Source organism: Pseudoalteromonas sp. S1610 (genome assembly GCF_005887465.1).
GTDB classification, from domain to species: Bacteria; Pseudomonadota; Gammaproteobacteria; order Enterobacterales; family Alteromonadaceae; genus Pseudoalteromonas; species Pseudoalteromonas undina.
On sequence record NZ_PNDI01000057.1, the window covers coordinates 17701 to 35032 of the forward strand.

Below are 17332 nucleotides of genomic sequence, written 5' to 3' on the forward strand. Positions count from 1 at the left end.
CTACTGTGGGATTGAAAAATTAACCACTTGATTGCGGCCATGTTGTTTTGCTAAATAGAGTGCCTTATCGGCATAATCAGTAAATAGTTCAGGTTTATGAATATCATCGGCAATTTGAGTATAAACACCGGCACTAATGGTAAAGTCGATAATAGTCCCCGCTACATTCACACTATTATTTGCTATTGCTAAGCGTGTCTGCTCTGCAATGACCAGTGCACCTTGGTTATTAGTATTAGGTAGCAAAATGACAAATTCTTCACCACCATAACGTGCTACTTCATCTAGTGGGCGCTTAAGCTGTTGTTTAATGGTATCAGACACAGCCCTTATAACTTGATCGCCGGTTAGGTGGCCATAGTTATCGTTAATTGACTTAAATTTGTCAATATCTAACATAATAATGCTCAGTGGCGTTTGTTCGCGGCGCGAACGACGAATTTCCATAATTAGTTTTTTATCGAAAAAGCGCCTATTTTTAATGCCTGTTAAGGCATCTTCCATATTGAGTTGTTCAAGTTCGCGGTTTTTATCTTCTAATTCCCTCAGTGTTACTTGTAACTCAAAGGTGCGTTCATCTACTTGGCTTTCAAGCTCTTGGCGGGTGCGCTCTTGTAATTCAATCCGCTCATTTAATAGCGCATCTTGTGCAGCGTTTTGTGCAATTAATGCTTGCTGCGCTGTTACTTGCTCATCGCGTTGTAATATAAATAACTTTATGACGGTATAACTTAAACAAAATGAGCAACCTAAGGACGCTGCAAAGGTTATCATTAAGCTAGCTCGAGTCACTGTATAAAGGCCGGTTAATGCAATGGCAAAATGAATCACAATAATGAAAAACAATATAAGGGCAATTAATAAGCTTTTATTAGGGCTTGTCGGTTGCTGGCGCAAATAAAGTAATGTAGTTATCACGTGGTAAATAAGAATTATAGGTATAGTTGAGATGGCAAATAAAGTTACACTGGGAGTAGGTAATAACCATATAAAACCGATAATTAACGCATACAGTGTTGTAATAGCAGTTTGACCCTTGAGTAACTTAGAGGCGTTAGGTTTGCACACATGCCGCTGTAAGGGCAGAAGCAGAATTGTGCTCAGCATAAGTAATAGAGGCAGCATTAACTGTTGTAGGCCTGCTATGCTTGAGGGAGCATAACGAAACCCAAAACCACCTATATAAGCTAAAAACAGGCTGAGCATCAATGTAATCACACCTGCATAAGCAAAATAATGTTTACGTGAAAAAGCAAATAAAACTATGCTACTGATAGCCAGTGAAAAAATAAATCCAATCAGCAATCCATAAAGCAAGTTAACCATGCTTTTATGGGCTAATAATGCATCCTGTTGCCATAAGGTGAGAGGGACGCGAAGCCCAATTCCCGCATTATTATTAACTTTGAGGTAAACGGTGGTTTCGCTGTTAGCGGGAAGAGTTAATTTAACCAGCAAAGACTCACTTCTAATCGCTCTATCAGATAAAGGCAGAGCATCACCAATATGTTCCGATTTTAGTTGCTCCTCACCTATAAAGTGGTACAGGTATATATTGTTCAGAAGTGGGTTATCGAACGATAGGATTGGCTCTATTGGCTCATTAAGGTAATTATTTAGTTGAAATTGAATCCACACAGGCCGAGACTCAAGGCCTAAATTAAGTGGCTTATTATTAAGTAGCAGCCATTTTTGTAAATTGCTTTGTCGTGCATCTTCTAATGAGGTAGGAACAAACGAATAATGAATACCTTCTATTGTTTTTGAATTAAATTCGCTATTTATCTCGATTGCACTTGCAGGAAAACAGGATGCATAAAACACCATAGTGAATACCAGCAAAGCGCAAAAGGTTCGCATTATTTTTTCTCTATTCCAAACAAATGATTAAAGTTTTCACTTGTATGCTTTGCAACATCACATGCAGGAATACCATAAAGCTGAGCAAGCGTGTCACAAACATAATGCAGCAATGCTGGCTCATTACGTCTTGATTTTGGCTTAGGTTTAACAGTGCGAGGAATTAAAAAGGGTGCATCGGTTTCAATTAATAAACGCTCAATGGGAATGCTAGGGATCAGTTGTTGTAATTCTTTGCCACGTCGTTCGTCACATACCCAGCCGGTGATACCAATATAAAGGCCCAAATTTAAGTAACCTGCGAGTGCTTGTGCATCACCAGTAAAACAGTGCAGTACACCGCGTACAGTAAACTCATTTAAAATAGCAAGCATGTCGTCACTGGCGTCGCGTTCATGCAAATAAACAGGCAGGTTTAGCTTTTCAGCTAATGCGAGCTGACGACGAAACACATCACGCTGCACATCTCTTGGAGAAAAGTCGCGATTATAATCTAGCCCGCACTCACCTATGGCAATAATCTGCTCATGTTGAGCTAGCTGAGTGAGTTGTTGCTCAAGTTCAGAGGTTGCTGTTTTTGCATCATGAGGGTGAATACCCGCGCTAGCATATTGGTCATAGCGTGCAGCAAGTGCTAATGATTCTTCGCTGGAGCTGATATCGCAGCCAATAATTAGCATATGCTTAACACCGACCTCTATTGCCCGAGCGAGCACTTCTTGATGCTGACCATCAAATTGATGATTAGTTAAATTTATGCCAGCATCAATTAACGTGTATTGCATTACTGGGTGCGTTTTACACGAATTGAACGGTTTTGATCTGCTTTTTTAAGTAAAAAAGAGTTGAATACGCCACGGCTAATAATAACGGTATCGCCCTCATCTAATCTCAAGCTATCTGAGCCAATTTGACGCCACTGCTGATTATTCTCTAAAGTAATAATTAGCTCACCATAAGGTGCTTTTTTAACAGATGAAATTATTGATGTAATAGACTCTTCCCCATTTTCAGTAATTTCTTTGTGCTCTAAACCAAATTCTTTTTCTTTGATAGCCACGGGTGCTGTTACGGTAGACGTGTCAGCTTTTACATTAGCTTGAGCAGGTTGCTCTGGCTGTTTACGAGCTGATTGAGTGAGCGATTTTCCGGCAATGGTGTTGTCATAGCATAGTAAACGATTAAAATCGTTTTCAATAAAACTACAGGCTTGCAACGCTTGTTCATTGATAGGAGTTGCGGCTAAAACCGGTACACTTGCTAAAGCGAGTAAAGAAAGTAAATGCTTATTCATATTATTCCTCAGATTCTTGTTGTGGTTTTGCGGTATAAAATTTCGCTAAAATTAAGCCAAGCTCAAATAACAGCAGCATAGGGAGTGCTAATAGAGTTTGTGATAAAACGTCTGGTGGCGTTAAAAACATCGCCACTACAAATACGCCGACCACTATATAAGGGCGCTTTTCTTTTAGGCTTTGTGTGGTTGTTGCACCGCTCCAACAGAGCAACATAATCGCCACTGGAATTTCAAATGCAATGCCAAAAGCAAAAAATAGCTTAAGAACAAAGCCTAAATAGCTACTGATATCTGGGGCTAGGGTCATCATTTGAGGACCTGCACTGGTGAAAAACCCTAAAATAATTGGCAGTACTACAAAGTAGCAAAAAGCAATGCCACCATAAAATAAGAAAATACTGGAAGCTAATATTGGCATCAGCATTTTCTTTTCGTGCTGATATAAACCTGGGGCTATAAATCCCCAAATTTGATGTAAAATCCAAGGGATGGCCGCAAATAAAGCAACAAACAACGTTAGTTTAAAGGGAGCAAAAAATGGCGCAGTGACATCCGTTGCTATCATAGTGGCAGTACTAGGTAAATGAGCGACTAGAGGAGCAGCTACAAACGTATAAATATCGTTTGCAAAGTAAACCAAACCAATAAATATCACTAAAATACTCAATAGCGATTTTATCAACCGGTCACGCAACTCGATTAAATGAGCGACAAATCCTGATTTTACTTCTTCAGTCATTGTTTTCTATACCTGCATTAAGCGCATGAAAAAAGAGAGTGCCATAATTATTTAGAGTCATCTGTTGCTTGGTTATTAGTGGCTTGGCTTTGATTTTTTTTATAGCTGTGAGTAACTGATTGCGCTGCTTGTTGCAGCTCAGAAACAGAGTGTTGTAGGTCAGGGCTTAAATCTTTAAGACCTTGTTGCTCTGCTTTTTTTAGGTTTTCATGTAGCTCGTTTACACGAAGCTCTTCACTCACTTCAGCTTTTACTGAGTTAGCCATTGCTTTGGCTGTTTTAACCCAGCGGCTTACGGTTCTAATAGCAACAGGTAAGCGTTCCGGCCCTAGTACTACCAAGCCGACAATAAATACCACAACAAGCTCCCACATTCCCATGCTAGTTAAACCTTGTCGTTATCTTTAGTTTTGCTAGTTGTACTTGAATCGATTGGTGTTGATTCTGATGATTTTTGGATCTGTTCAGTTTTATCTTCGCTAGCTTGTTTTTCAGCATTTTGGTCATCAGACATAGCTTTTTTAAAGCCTTTAACTGCGCCACCTAAATCACCACCCATACCGCGTAGTTTTTTTGTACCAAATAAAAGTACAATGATTGCAAGTACAATTAATAATTGCCAAATACTAATACCACCAAAACCCATGGTTTTCTCCTGCTTTTAAGCCATAAAATAATAAGGTTAAGTGCTGATTATACGCCCAAAGTGGCAAATAGCACTTAGTTTATGAGCGGCGCCAAGCCGCTATAAAGCCAATAACAGCACAGCTTAAGACAACGCCAGCAGCGATTAAGTTGTGTTGTAAATAAAATAAAGCTGAGACAATCATCGCAGCACTACTAAACAGTCCTAAAACCAATGGTTTATGTGAAACCTTAATTTTAGGTGCGTGAGAGTGTGGTGCTCGCTTTAAATTTTGATAAATTAAATCGGGTAGTTCAGGCATTTTTTCTGCCCAAAACGGTAAGTTTGCATACATTTGCTTTAGCACAGACAGCGGGCCCACTTGTTGTTTAACCCAGTCTTCTAAAAATGGTTTTGCTGTTTTCCACAAGTCCAGTTGTGGGTATAGCTGACGACCTAAGCCCTCAACATACAACAAGGTTTTTTGTAATAATACGAGTTGCGGTTGAACCTGCATATTAAAACGACGTGCGGTATTAAATAAGTTAACCAATACATGACCAAATGATATTTCAGCTAGTGGTTTATTAAAAATAGGCTCGCACACGGTGCGAATAGCAAATTCAAACTCTTCAATGCTGGTATCAGGTGGTACCCAGCCTGAATCAACATGTAGCTGTGCTACTTGGCGGTAGTCGCGGTTAAAAAAGGCAATGAAATTTTCAGCTAAATAGCGTTTATCTTCTTTGTTAAGAGTTCCAACAATACCGCAATCTATACCAATATATTTAGGATTATGCGGGTTTTCGCGTGACACAAAAATATTGCCCGGGTGCATGTCAGCATGAAAAAAACTGTCGCGGAATACTTGAGTAAAAAACACTTCTACTCCGCGTTCTGCTAATAACTTCATGTTGGTGTTTTGTGCCATCAACGCTTCAGTGTCCGAAACCGGAATACCGTAAATACGCTCCATAACCAGTACATTACTGCGGCTATAATCACTATATACTGTTGGAATGTATAACGATTCTGAACCTTCAAAGTTACGCTTTAATTGAATACCATTAGCGCCCTCACGCATTAAGTCGAGCTCATCGAGCAATGTTTTTTTATACTCTTTAACCACTTCCACTGGGCGTAATCGCTTGGCTTCGTTAATTAACTTACCGACAACCTTAGCCAATTTTTCCATTAGTGCTAAGTCAGCGTTGATTTGTTGCTCAATATTAGGGCGAATAACTTTAATAACAACATCTTGCGATTCACCTTGAGGATCAACAAGAGTAGCAGTATGCACTTGAGCAATTGAGGCCGATGCCAAAGGTATTTGTGAAAATTCGCTAAATAGCTGGCTAATATCATCTATTTCTAATGCTTTTTCGATGATTCTCTGGGCTAGTTCACCTTCGAACGGTTCTACCTGATCTTGTAAAAAGGCTAATTCCAAGGCGATATCATGAGGCAGTAAATCGCGCCGAGTTGAAAGCATTTGGCCAAACTTTATCCACACAGGGCCAAGTTGTTGTAGTGCTAAACGAAGTCTTAAGCCAGGAGGTTTATCTTTGTGTTGGTTGCGCAACCAAAACAAACTGCCACGAGCAAGTTTAGCAAACCAAGGTACTTTATGTTTGGGTACAAGCTCATCAAGTCCGAAGCTAAGCAGGGTTTTAGTTATGTAATACAGTCGGGCAGTTGACACAAAAAATCCTTAGCGCGTTAAAGGGCTTTAATTAGGGCGTTAATACGTTGCTCAATGGCGGCAACATGGCCTTTTAGTGCTCTATTTTGTTGTTTAAATTGCTCAAGCTCTAATGGGTGAATGGTGATTGCCAGTTCGTCTTGGCACACACTAATAAAAGTATTATCGAGCTGAGACTTTGCTTTTTTACCCTGCTGCTTAAGCGACTGCAAGTGCAAATAAAGTTGTTGTGCAGGCGCGTCGCCAATATGCTTTGCTAGTTGCTCTGGCCAATCAATCTCTACACTTGAAAAGGCTGAACTATAGTGTTGAGCTATATTTAAATCGCCTTGTAAATCAAGCTTATCTTGGCGAATAAGTTGAGTCAGCATGGCTGGGTTTTTCAGTGCTAACAACGTATCTATATTGGCGCTGATCATACAATCAGCGTCAGCATGTTCGAATGCAGTGTAAAGATGTAGCTGCTGATTGGCATAAGTAATGGCTATTTTTTGCTGCCAGTCTCTAACCTCAACTAATAAGCGCTGATGCTCTACCGTTTTTAGTTTATCGAGTAAGCTCGGATCGAGTTTAAGCGCTTGATTTAATACTTGCTCAATAAGCGAAAGTACAAAGCTCGGTAGCATAAAAAAACTGCTTGCAGCCAGTTGTTCTTTACTGTGTTCTTCAAGCGCCATAAATTACGAACCTTAGTATTTAAATCCACGATGCAGGGCAACAATGCCACCAGTTAGATTTTGATAAGTCGCTTGCTCAAACCCTGCTTCGACCATCATCGCTTTAAGGGTTTCTTGATCTGGATGCATACGAATTGACTCTGCTAAGTATTGGTATGATTCACTGTCGTTAGCAACTAGTTTACCCATAGTAGGTAAAATGTTGAAAGAGTAAAAGTCATACGCCTTGCTGAGAAGCTCTTGCTCTGGTTTTGAAAACTCAAGAATGAGTAAACGACCACCTGGCTTTAAAATGCGGTACATAGAGCGCAATGCTTTATTTTGTTCGGTGACATTACGTAAGCCAAAAGCAATCGTAATTAAATCAAAACTATTATCAGGGAAAGGTAAGGCTTCGGCATTCATTTGTACGTAATCAATGTTGCCTACAAGGCCTAAGTTATGCAGCTTTTCGCGGCCTACTTTTAACATTGAAGAGTTTATATCACCTAAAACAACCTGACCGGTTTCGCCAACAAGCTGGCTAAACTTTGCAGTTAAATCGCCAGTACCGCCGGCTAAATCTAATACATGATGACCTTTACGAATACCTGAGCTGGCAATTGTTTGACGTTTCCATAAACGATGAATACCAAAAGACATGAGATCATTCATAACATCGTACTTTGTCGCAACAGAATGAAATACATCAGCAACCATAGAAGCTTTTTCGGTTTCGGCAACAGTTTTATAGCCAAAATGCGTGGTCTTTTCAGGGTTCTCGTTCATGATTAATCTCTATCGTGGTAATAAAGACTAGTGTACTTGATTGTGCACCAAGGGTGCAATTTGAATATGATTTATCAGTTAATTTTATTGTTTGAACAGTGTACTGGGTTATTGAGATGCGCGTGATTTAAACGCCGCGCTTGAGGCACTTTTAACTAGTTGGTTAAAGTCGCCTTGTTGTTGTTCCGTAATCCCTAATGAGAGAGAAATGGGAGGGAGTTTTAGATCGCTTTTTGAACTTATAAAGCGTAGTTTTTCAACTCCAGTTATTACTTTTTCTGCAATCAGCTTAGCAGTTTCTGGCTCAATGTTAGCAAGTAGAACAATAAATTGGTCTTTTGCAGAGCGCCCGGCTAAGCCACTTTGTGAAACATACTTTTGAACTTGCTTAGCTACTTTATTTAAAATCACTTCTCCAATGGCATCACCAAAGTTATTAATAAAATGCTCTAAATTATCAATTTGAATGGCAATTGCTGAAATTGACTTGTCTTGTTTTAGCCATAATTGTGTTTGCTTAGTTAAATAATGGCGTTTGTATAAGCCTGTTTGTGGGTCAATCACATGTTGTTTGCGCAAGGTATTAAGTTGTTTTTTAGTGGCTTCGTGTAGTTTTTTTGCCTGGCTAAGTTCTTGTTTAAATTGTGCTTGTTGTGAGAGAAGTAACTGTGTTTGCTCATTTAACCTTTCTAAAGCGAGGCGGCTGTTAGCAATATTATTTTCATCTAAAGAATGCAAGCAGTCATTAACATGGCCTGCAAAATCGTTAAGTTTTTTTTCGGTTTGCTGTGCATTTCGCGATAGTGAATTGATCACGCCATTGACGTTTTCAATCATTGCTACTTCGGTTTTATGACCCTGATTTAAATATTCAAAATAGAGTTGCTCAATAAATAGCTCATCAATATTTTGATTTGCATCTATGGCATCATCAATAGCATTGTTAAGCGCAAAATGGATTTTACTAATGTATGTATACACAACTTGAAAATTTAAGGGAGTAGGAGGCAAAACATGATGCTCTAAAAACATACATACTTTTGTCATTTTTTCTTGTGCTATAGCCATGGAGTCATGGAACATCATTTGCAATTACCAACCAAATACGCATAAATGCTGATTTATAAAACTCGTCCAATGAGGCAATTTGCTTCCAAGCGCAGATACAATAATCATTATATCTGTGATTTAAAAGTAAAATGAGTCGTAGTTGATTAAAATGACGCTATAAATTCAATAACCGTTGCTTTTTTGAGCAATTACTCTAATTTTATTTATAGTTAAGTATTAACTTAAGTTAATAAAATGACTGCTGGCGTATATTTTTCGCAGTTGGTCGTATATCTATTTGCTATTTATTCAGCCTAAGATAGGTTTATCACATCTGTAACGTCATTAAGCTCAATAACTATGAATTTATCTCTTTCGAAAAAAATGCGCCTTTCCTTATTAAGTGTCACCTTAGTGTGCTCATTAAGCGCGTGTCAGCTCACCACAATTAACGCCGATCAGCAATTTACGCAAACGGCCGAAAATATCGTCCAGTACCGCCAAAAGGTAAGTCCGTACAGTAACCCTGAGGGTGTTGATGGCTATTTACTTCCTAACTTATCGGCTGACTTTTTAGCCCAGCAGTATCAAAAAAACACGCAGTTATTGGCTGATTTAGATGCAATAGATATGAGCAAGCTGAGTGACGAAAACCAAATTAACTACAGTATTATTCGAGCGCAAGTACAAAATACTATTGATGAATATGTATTTAACGCTCACTACATGCCTTTAACGTCAGAATATGGCTTTCATTCAAGCTTATCGTTTATTGTTAATAGCTCTGATTATAAAACCGCTCAAGATTATCAAAACTACTTAAAGCGATTACAACAAGTGCCGCGCTTTTTTGAGCAAAACATAGGCTGGATGCGTAAAGGATTAGAAGTTGGTTTAACTCAACCCAAAGCGGTATTAATTGGCTACCAAGATTCTATTACTGCCTATATTGTTGATGATGTAACACAGTCTGAATTTTACAAGCCGTTTTTAAACAATACCGCGGGTTTAAGTGATAGTGAATTTATAGCGTTACAACAACAGGCTAAAGCCACTATCAGTGGCCAAGTTATTAAAGCCTATAAAGATTACTTAACTTTTTTTAATACTGAATACTTACCTGGCGCGCGCAGTGATATTGGTATTTCGTCAACTCCTAATGGCGAAGCCTTTTATGCAAATCGTGCTAAGTATTACACCACGACACAAATGACCCCAAAAGAAATCCATGAGCTGGGTTTAGCTGAGGTGGCGCGTATTCGCAGTGAAATGGAAGCGGTCATCAAAGAGGTGGGTTTTAAGGGCACGTTTGCAGAATTTATCCACTTTTTACGTACTGATCCGCAGTTTTACGCCACAACGCCTGAACAATTATTAAAAGAGGCCGCGTACATTGCCAAAAAAATGGATGCACAGTTACCTAAATTATTTCATACCTTACCACGCAAACCCTATGGCGTAGCGCCGGTGCCTGCCAATATTGCACCTAAGTACACTACTGGGCGCTATTCAGGTTCGAGCCGTGATGATCAAGCCGGTTTTTATTGGGTGAACACGTACGCTTTAGATAAACGACCACTCTATGCTTTAGAAGCGTTAACGCTGCACGAAGCCGTACCGGGCCATCATTTACAAATATCACTCAATGCAGAGCTTGAAAGCTTACCTAGCTATCGCCGAGATGCCTATTTATCAGCATTTGGTGAAGGCTGGGGATTATATTCAGAGTACTTAGGGGTTGAGGCTGGCTTTTATCAAGACCCATATAGCAACTTTGGTCGTTTAACCTACGAAATGTGGCGTGCTGCACGTTTAGTGGTTGATACGGGGATGCATATGTATGGCTGGAGTCGAGAGCGTGCAATGAATTTTATGGCTGATAATACGGCACTTTCATTACATAATGTAAAAACGGAAACCGACCGTTATATTTCGTGGCCAGCACAAGCGCTGTCTTACAAAATTGGTGAGTTAACAATTAAACGTCTGCGCGCAGAGGCTGAGCAAGCATTAGGTCAACAATTTGATATTCGTGAGTTTCATCATCAAATATTACGCCATGGCTCAGTACCTTTGTCGGTGCTTGAGCAACAAATACGTTTGTATATACAAGTGGAATTAGCAAAAACAGATAGCTAAAAGCGCATTATTTTGAAACTATAAAAGTGTGGTGTTATTTGATGGCATCACGCTTTTTTAGCATTTAAGGATAAGTAATGAGTCAGTTTATAATGTTCAGTATCGATGTGTTTGCCAGCCTATTTATTGTTGCATTGGGATTGCTGGTTGTATTAATTGCTATTTTTTATATTCGAGATGTTACGCAAACAAAGCATGCTATTAGGCGTAATTATCCCGTGATTGGACGTTTTCGTTATTTCTTTGAGCGCCAAGGTGAGTTTTTCAGACAGTATTTTTTTGCCCTCGATCGTGAAGAAATGCCCTTTAATCGTGCCGAGCGTAGTTGGGTCTACCGCGCGGCTAAAGATGTTGATCACACGGCCGCTTTTGGTTCAACTCAAAGTTTAGAGGCCACAGGCACAGTCATGTTTATGAACTGTGCGTTTCCTACCTTAGATGAAGAAGCCTTAGCGCCGAGCAACGTAACTCTTGGCCCTTACTGTAAATTTCCTTACACCACAAATTCGCTATTTAATATATCGGGCATGAGCTTTGGTGCGCTATCAAGCCCTGCTGTGCGTGCACTATCCAAAGGGGCAAAATTAGCAGGATGTTGGATGAACACGGGAGAAGGCGGCCTTAGCCCATATCACTTAGAAGGAGGTGCCGATATTGTATTTCAAATTGGCACCGCAAAATACGGTGTACGCGACGAGCAGGGAAATTTAAGTACAGAAAAGCTAAAAGCCGTTGCTGCACATCCAGCGGTTAAAATGTTTGAACTGAAAATGAGCCAAGGTGCTAAGCCCGGAAAAGGCGGCATGTTACCTGGGCGAAAAGTGAATGCTGAAATTGCCAAAATAAGAGGTATACCCGAAGGGCAGGATTCGATTAGTCCAAACGGGCACCCAGAAATAAAAAATCCAAACGATATTCTAGACATGCTTACCACCATCAGAACTGCAACGGGTAAACCGACAGGCTTTAAAGCGGTTATTGGTGAACATACTTGGTTAGAAAGTTTATTCGCCGAGATTAATCATCGTGGCATTGAGTCCGCACCCGACTTTATTACTATTGATAGTGCGGATGGCGGTACCGGCGCAGCACCACAATCTTTATTAGATTCTGTGGGGTTACCGCTTAAAGAAAGCCTTCCTTTAGTTATACAGCTATTAAAGAAACATGGTCTTAGAGAGCGAGTTAAAATTATTGTTTCGGGTAAGTTAATTGTTCCTTCCAAAGTTGCATGGGCATTAGCACTAGGAGCCGACTTTGTGGTTTCTGCGCGAGGGCATATGTTTGCACTAGGCTGCATTCAGGCTATGCAATGTAATAAAGATACCTGCCCAACAGGAATTACTACGCATAATGAACGTTTACAACGTGGTTTGAATGTTGAAGATAAAGCGCAGCGGGTTGCAAATTATAATAAATATATTCATTACGGTGCGGGGCTTATTGCACATTCTTGTGGCGTTACCAGTGCTCGCGAATTAAAACGCAAACATGTACGTATAGTACAAGAAAGCGGCCTTTCTGAGCCGCTAGATAAAATTTACGAAAATCATAAATAAGTCGTAATAGATATTTTAGTAAGCTATAGTTTTAATATAGTTGTGCTACTTGCAAAAAGAGGCTTATGAGGCTTCAGACTATTAGGCTCATTTTAAATGCTCCTCGCTTTCTTTCGGGAGAGTTAAAGTTACCGCAGTAGCAAGTTCAAGGTATGAAGAGGTTGCTTGTGTTCTGCCATTATTTATATAGGCAATGGCAGAATGCTAAACACTTTAAATTAGAGACTAAAAAAAGACACAGGCCGTTCGGTTGTATGCATATTTTTTGTGGCGTCAGTATAAAGCTCAATGTAGTTTTTATTTCGTGCTCTTAAAACTGAGAGATGAAGAGTGTTATCTTGAATGTTACTACCAAGTATAAAGCTCATTCCTTTATTCGAGAGGCTAAATACAGTTTCAACCTTTGTAAGCTTATCGAGAGGTGCTCTGTAAATATCAGTTTCGGTAGTAAAGTATAAAAATCCGCTATCGTAGTTGAGTTGCTGTAATGATTGTTTTATTTTTTGTAGCTCTTTCGATAGAGATAGCTTTTTAAATTGGTGGCTTACCACGTCATATTGGATGAGTTGCTGGGTTTTATTGTTTGCAATGAGTTCAGTGCTATTGATCCAGTCAAATGAAAATGGCGTTAAGATATCAACTTTATCCCATGTAGATTGTTGACGGTCGTAAATATTCAATGTGCTATTCATCTGCTTGTCTGTGCTTAATAGGGCGATGTATTTGCCGTTAATTTTTGCAGTTATTACATTTCCTCTAGCTGGCCATTGCTCGATGACAGAAAAGTCATTTGTGTTTAAAAGTGTTAGTAATAATTTTTCTTTATTGTATGCCAGTAATGCACTCTGGCTTAAATCAGCATCCATTACCTTATTATTTTTACCAATAATAGAGGTAATGTCTTTGTATTGACTATTATGTTTTAGCCAATGGCTAACCCCATGAAAGTTTTTTACTTGAAAGTAAGTTTTTTGCTTTTCTAATTTGAAGCCATTCGATTCATTTTTAGCTGGATTAGCAATTTCTGCTTGAGTATTTTTATCTAAATCCAAAATTAATAAATCATGATCATGCAGATCTGTACTACTTAAAATACTATTTTTGCTTAGTGAAAAAGCGTAGTTAGATCTTGCTATGGGGGCATGTATAGCTGGCAACATCTGCATTTCATCTAAAGAATATGATTCTATCGAGCTTTTATGGCGGTTATACCATAGTAGTTCATTATTTTTTCTATCATAAGTTATAACCCATGTTCTATATGGCTGATCGAAGAGCTTCATAGGAGAGCTACCATCTAAGTTAGACATATATATTTCAGAGTGGGTAATTTGATGGCGCTCATATATAATTCGGTTTGGATTTGGTATGACGGCTAATAATAAATCTCCGGTACCATTAATATTGGGGTTGGTAATTCGAATTTCTTCTTTAGTATCTAAATCTAATGAATACAAGGCTGTTAAATGAGCAATATTACGATAATTATTACGTGAAAATATGGCTGTGTTGTCTATTTCAGTGTAATCATATATATATTTTAAATTTGAATCTAAAAGTGGGTTATCTAGATGTTGAAGTTTGGGCTGCGCACTCAATAAATCGCTTGCTTGAATTATCTCACATTCTGCCTTGGTAGAGTTTTTACATTGGGTATAAAATAGTCTTTCACTGTCATGAGACCAGCCATTAACCACAAGGTAGCCTGAGTCGATCAATAGCTCTTTTCCCGTTTCTAAATTAATTATGTAAAGTGTGGTTTTGGTATTCTTGTCCATAGTATCAACTAAAAAAGCAAGCTTATCTTTATGTGGGGACAGTTTGAGATTGTAATGCGTACCTTTGTGCCAAGATATTGTTTGTGCAGAGAGCTTTAGCTCTTTAGGCGTTGGCGCTGAATGTGTTTGCTGTTTTTTTTGTTTTTGATCGGTGGATGTCATTGTAACAGCCACGAATGCTCCAAGTAATAAAATAAAACTAAGTAAAGGTAGAATGAGCTTTCGCGAGCGCTCAATTGTGAAATAGGTATTATTAGAGGTAGTAGTGCTTTTTTGAACCGAGACTACGTTTTGAATAGTTTCAACAGATTCTGTAGAAGCTATTATTGGAGACGCTTCTGGCATTGTTATCGGAATGAATAAGCTGTAGCCAGTACGGTAATGGGTTTTAATGCTTTGGCCTGGCTGTTTTGCTGATTTGAGAGCTTTTCTTAACTCTGAAATAGCTCGATTTATCGCATTATCATCTACATAGCTTTGTAGCCAAATCTTTTCAGCGAGTTCTTGACGAGGAATTATCCGCCCATTATGCTCAATAAAATAGCATAATAATTTGAATAATAAAGGCTCTAACTCTCTGCTATTATCGCCGTCGCTAATAGTTTGAAGATCAATGTTAAGTTGCCACTCACCAATTACGACAATATTTCCTTTAGTGAGAAAACGAGCTAACCTCATGCCTAATCCTTTAATTATTTACACTTTTATCACCATGGAATGATAACAGATGTTGTTTGTTATTAGGGTATTTTTGTTTACTGTATGTAAACTATAATTAGTTGTTATCAATATATGCAATAAAGGTCTTCTATCACCATGTTAAATTTAACGTTAGTATTACTACAAAGTTCGCTACACTGGCTTGATAAAGATGCTAACTTAGCTATGTTTGAAAAACAGCTTGCTAATATCACCAATCAACCTGATTTAATTGTATTGCCCGAAACCTTTGCCACTGGATTTGCGGTTAACCTTGATTGTGGCGAACCTGAAAATGGCTCAGTGCTTAGTTGGCTTAAAACACAAGCTAAAAAACATAATGCAGTGATTGCTGGCTCAGTATTGGTAATCCAAGGAGACAAAAAGGCCAACCGGTTTTATTGGGTACAACCAAGTGGTGAGGTACGTTATTACGATAAGCGCCACTTATTTTGTTTGGGTAACGAGGGCGAATTTGTAGTAGCAGGACAAACCCGTGAAGTGTTTGAACTCAAAGGGTTTAAAATTTTACCACAAGTTTGCTACGATTTACGTTTTCCGGTGTTTCAGCGCAATAACAATGACTACGACGTGATGATAAATATTGCCAACTGGCCAGCTGCAAGGCGTAGTGTGTGGGATACCTTATTAATGGCGCGAGCAATGGAAAACCTATGCTACGTGATTGGCGTAAATCGGGTTGGCGAAGATGGTAATGGTATTGACCACAGCGGTGGAACCGCAGTGTATGACTTTAAAGGTGAGCCACTGATTAAAGCGCATGACGACCAGCAAGCACTATTAACAATCACGTTAAATAAAGCGCCGCTCAATGAGTTTAGAGCTAAATTCCCGGCACATTTAGATGCAGATGCTTTTACATTGGTATAAATTAGCGCCTAGCCGATAAAGTGCTAAAATAACCGCTGATATTTTTATTGGCGGCTTTATGAATACAACCCTTATTACACCGGTAATTTTAGCTGGCGGCATTGGTACACGGCTTTGGCCGCTATCGCGCCAAGCAATGCCAAAGCAGTTTTTATCTTTGCTTGATGATAATAACCAGCAGTCGTTATTACAAAGCACATTATCACGGGTTGCAACTGATGGCTTTAATCCCGCTATTTTGGTCTGTAATGAACAGCATCGATTTATTACAGCAGAGCAGGCAGCATTTGCAAAACCCTATGCCATAGTACTTGAGCCAGAAGGCAAAAATACCGCACCAGCCATCGCCCTTGCCGCGCACCATGCTTTAAAAAATAATATTACGGGCCCTTTGTTGGTGATGCCTGCCGATCATCATATTGCAGATTTTACCGCGTTAACGGCTCACTTATCTGATGCGATTAAACTTGCTGAGCAAGGTAAATTAGTTACATTTTCAATCACACCAACAGAGCCACACACAGGTTATGGTTATATAAAACAGGGCGCAGCCATTAAAGATACCTGTTGCTTTGAAGTTGACCAGTTTAAAGAAAAACCTGATTTAGCAACTGCATTAACTTATTTGGCTGAGGGCGGTTATAGTTGGAACAGTGGTATGTTTTTATTTACTCCCGCTGCTTATCTGCAAGAGCTTGAGCGCTTTGCCCCCAAAATTGCTAAAAGTGTTGCCAGTGCTACTGATTTTAAACAAGACTTAGCGTTTACCAGAGCAAATGCCCATGCACTTGAATCTTGCCCAAGTGACTCAATTGACTACGCTATTTTAGAGCGCAGCAATAATGTAGTGGTAATGCCTGTGGCGTTAAAGTGGAGCGATGTGGGCAGTTTTTCTGCACTGGCTGCGCTTGCAGAAAAAGATTCGCAGGGCAATAGTCAAAATCAGCAACATATTGCACAAAACAGTATTAATAACCTAGTTATTAGCGAAGATGGACACACAATTGCCACTTTAGGTGTGAGCGATTTAGCGATTGTTCATACTCATGATGCTACCTTGGTTGCAAAACAAGATTCGCTTGAAGGCTTGCCTTTAATACTTAAACAATTGGCAATTACGCAAAATGACAAACTGGCACATCATCAGGTGGTTTACCGCCCTTGGGGACATTATCGTACGCTAGTAGAAAGTATCGGCTTTAAAGTTAAAAAAATTACCGTAAAAAGTGGTGCAAAACTCTCAACCCAGCGTCATCAGCATCGTGCTGAGCATTGGGTGGTCGTATCAGGCACTGCAGATATATGTATTGACCAACAAAGCTTAACACTGACCCATGACCAATCTTGTTATATTGGTGCAAAGCAACTGCACAGCTTAGCGAATAATCAGCCCGAGCCGTTAATTGTTATTGAAGTGCAAACGGGTGCCACATTGGATGAAAGTGACATAGAGCGATTTGACGATATATACGGTAGAAAATAACAGTATAAATAGTGAATATACTTGATCATTTGTTACGGTCGTAAAACTTGGTAGCCCGAAGCCCG

At 39.3% G+C, this 17332-nt stretch carries 15 protein-coding genes; 4 read left to right on the forward strand and 11 right to left on the reverse strand.

Annotation, left to right across the window (positions count from 1 at the left end):
- From CWB77_RS16230 to CWB77_RS16275, 10 genes are all read right to left on the reverse strand, one after another.
- Positions 1-1860, reverse strand: coding sequence for a sensor domain-containing diguanylate cyclase (locus CWB77_RS16230; protein WP_138623618.1), 1860 nt, complete (start codon positions 1858-1860; stop codon positions 1-3).
- Positions 1860-2645, reverse strand: a complete 786-nt coding sequence (locus CWB77_RS16235; protein WP_109875740.1) for a TatD family hydrolase — start codon at positions 2643-2645, stop codon at positions 1860-1862. The genes CWB77_RS16230 and CWB77_RS16235 overlap by 1 nt, the downstream gene beginning before the upstream one ends.
- The gene (locus CWB77_RS16240; protein WP_055012309.1) at positions 2645-3154 is read right to left on the reverse strand and encodes a hypothetical protein; all 510 of its coding nucleotides are present in this window, start codon (positions 3152-3154) and stop codon (positions 2645-2647) included. Before CWB77_RS16240 ends, CWB77_RS16235 begins: the two co-directional genes overlap by 1 nt.
- Position 3155: 1 nt before the next feature.
- Positions 3156-3896: a twin-arginine translocase subunit TatC gene (gene tatC / locus CWB77_RS16245; RefSeq protein WP_008108549.1), complete on the reverse strand. Its 741-nt coding sequence runs from the start codon at positions 3894-3896 to the stop codon at positions 3156-3158.
- Between the two features lie 47 nt (positions 3897-3943).
- Positions 3944-4276, reverse strand: a complete 333-nt coding sequence (tatB, locus tag CWB77_RS16250; RefSeq protein WP_008108547.1) for a Sec-independent protein translocase protein TatB — start codon at positions 4274-4276, stop codon at positions 3944-3946.
- Positions 4277-4281: 5 nt separating this feature from the next.
- Positions 4282-4542, reverse strand: coding sequence for a Sec-independent protein translocase subunit TatA (gene tatA / locus CWB77_RS16255; protein ID WP_008108546.1), 261 nt, complete (start codon positions 4540-4542; stop codon positions 4282-4284).
- A gap of 79 nt (positions 4543-4621) precedes the next feature.
- Positions 4622-6223 (reverse strand): ubiquinone biosynthesis regulatory protein kinase UbiB, encoded by a 1602-nt coding sequence (gene ubiB / locus CWB77_RS16260; protein ID WP_138623620.1) that lies wholly within the window; start codon positions 6221-6223, stop codon positions 4622-4624.
- Between the two features lie 17 nt (positions 6224-6240).
- Positions 6241-6900 carry a ubiquinone biosynthesis accessory factor UbiJ gene (locus CWB77_RS16265; RefSeq protein ID WP_075170760.1) on the reverse strand — a complete coding sequence of 220 codons (660 nt, stop codon included), beginning with the start codon at positions 6898-6900 and terminating at the stop codon, positions 6241-6243.
- Between the two features lie 12 nt (positions 6901-6912).
- Positions 6913-7668 (reverse strand): bifunctional demethylmenaquinone methyltransferase/2-methoxy-6-polyprenyl-1,4-benzoquinol methylase UbiE, encoded by a 756-nt coding sequence (gene ubiE / locus CWB77_RS16270; RefSeq protein ID WP_138623622.1) that lies wholly within the window; start codon positions 7666-7668, stop codon positions 6913-6915.
- A 108-nt stretch (positions 7669-7776) separates the two neighbouring features.
- Complete coding sequence (locus tag CWB77_RS16275; protein ID WP_138623630.1) at positions 7777-8736, reverse strand: GGDEF domain-containing protein; 960 nt, start codon at positions 8734-8736, stop codon at positions 7777-7779.
- Positions 8737-9078: 342 nt separating this feature from the next.
- Here CWB77_RS16275 and CWB77_RS16280 point away from each other — a divergent pair, with 342 nt between their 5' ends.
- Entirely contained in the window at positions 9079-10857 is a 1779-nt protein-coding gene (locus tag CWB77_RS16280) for a DUF885 domain-containing protein (protein WP_138623624.1), read from the forward strand.
- Positions 10858-10934: 77 nt separating this feature from the next.
- Positions 10935-12416 carry an FMN-binding glutamate synthase family protein gene (locus CWB77_RS16285; RefSeq protein WP_109875743.1) on the forward strand — a complete coding sequence of 494 codons (1482 nt, stop codon included), beginning with the start codon at positions 10935-10937 and terminating at the stop codon, positions 12414-12416.
- A gap of 218 nt (positions 12417-12634) precedes the next feature.
- On the opposite strand, the gene CWB77_RS16290 is transcribed toward CWB77_RS16285, so the two are convergent.
- Positions 12635-14872: a winged helix-turn-helix domain-containing protein gene (locus CWB77_RS16290; RefSeq protein ID WP_138623626.1), complete on the reverse strand. Its 2238-nt coding sequence runs from the start codon at positions 14870-14872 to the stop codon at positions 12635-12637.
- A 138-nt stretch (positions 14873-15010) separates the two neighbouring features.
- Here CWB77_RS16290 and CWB77_RS16295 point away from each other — a divergent pair, with 138 nt between their 5' ends.
- Together CWB77_RS16295 and CWB77_RS16300 are read left to right on the forward strand one after the other, a co-directional pair.
- Positions 15011-15784: an amidohydrolase gene (locus CWB77_RS16295; protein WP_055012302.1), complete on the forward strand. Its 774-nt coding sequence runs from the start codon at positions 15011-15013 to the stop codon at positions 15782-15784.
- Between the two features lie 58 nt (positions 15785-15842).
- Entirely contained in the window at positions 15843-17267 is a 1425-nt protein-coding gene (locus CWB77_RS16300) for a mannose-1-phosphate guanylyltransferase/mannose-6-phosphate isomerase (RefSeq protein WP_138623628.1), read from the forward strand.
- The last annotated feature ends 65 nt before the right edge of the window (positions 17268-17332 follow it).

What these genes read in the sequence shown, in the direction of transcription:
- CWB77_RS16295 (WP_055012302.1), top strand. Translation starts at nt 15,011, where the DNA reads ATGTTAAATTTAACGTTAGTATTACTACAAAGTTCGCTACACTGGCTT.
- CWB77_RS16285 (WP_109875743.1), top strand. Translation starts at nt 10,935, where the DNA reads ATGAGTCAGTTTATAATGTTCAGTATCGATGTGTTTGCCAGCCTATTT.
- CWB77_RS16290 (WP_138623626.1), bottom strand. Translation starts at nt 14,872, where the DNA reads ATGAGGTTAGCTCGTTTTCTCACTAAAGGAAATATTGTCGTAATTGGT.
- CWB77_RS16240 (WP_055012309.1), bottom strand. Translation starts at nt 3,154, where the DNA reads ATGAATAAGCATTTACTTTCTTTACTCGCTTTAGCAAGTGTACCGGTT.
- CWB77_RS16300 (WP_138623628.1), top strand. Translation starts at nt 15,843, where the DNA reads ATGAATACAACCCTTATTACACCGGTAATTTTAGCTGGCGGCATTGGT.
- CWB77_RS16275 (WP_138623630.1), bottom strand. Translation starts at nt 8,736, where the DNA reads ATGGCTATAGCACAAGAAAAAATGACAAAAGTATGTATGTTTTTAGAG.
- tatA (WP_008108546.1), bottom strand. Translation starts at nt 4,542, where the DNA reads ATGGGTTTTGGTGGTATTAGTATTTGGCAATTATTAATTGTACTTGCA.
- ubiE (WP_138623622.1), bottom strand. Translation starts at nt 7,668, where the DNA reads ATGAACGAGAACCCTGAAAAGACCACGCATTTTGGCTATAAAACTGTT.
- CWB77_RS16230 (WP_138623618.1), bottom strand. Translation starts at nt 1,860, where the DNA reads ATGCGAACCTTTTGCGCTTTGCTGGTATTCACTATGGTGTTTTATGCA.
- tatC (WP_008108549.1), bottom strand. Translation starts at nt 3,896, where the DNA reads ATGACTGAAGAAGTAAAATCAGGATTTGTCGCTCATTTAATCGAGTTG.
- CWB77_RS16235 (WP_109875740.1), bottom strand. Translation starts at nt 2,645, where the DNA reads ATGCAATACACGTTAATTGATGCTGGCATAAATTTAACTAATCATCAA.
- CWB77_RS16280 (WP_138623624.1), top strand. Translation starts at nt 9,079, where the DNA reads ATGAATTTATCTCTTTCGAAAAAAATGCGCCTTTCCTTATTAAGTGTC.
- tatB (WP_008108547.1), bottom strand. Translation starts at nt 4,276, where the DNA reads ATGGGAATGTGGGAGCTTGTTGTGGTATTTATTGTCGGCTTGGTAGTA.
- CWB77_RS16265 (WP_075170760.1), bottom strand. Translation starts at nt 6,900, where the DNA reads ATGGCGCTTGAAGAACACAGTAAAGAACAACTGGCTGCAAGCAGTTTT.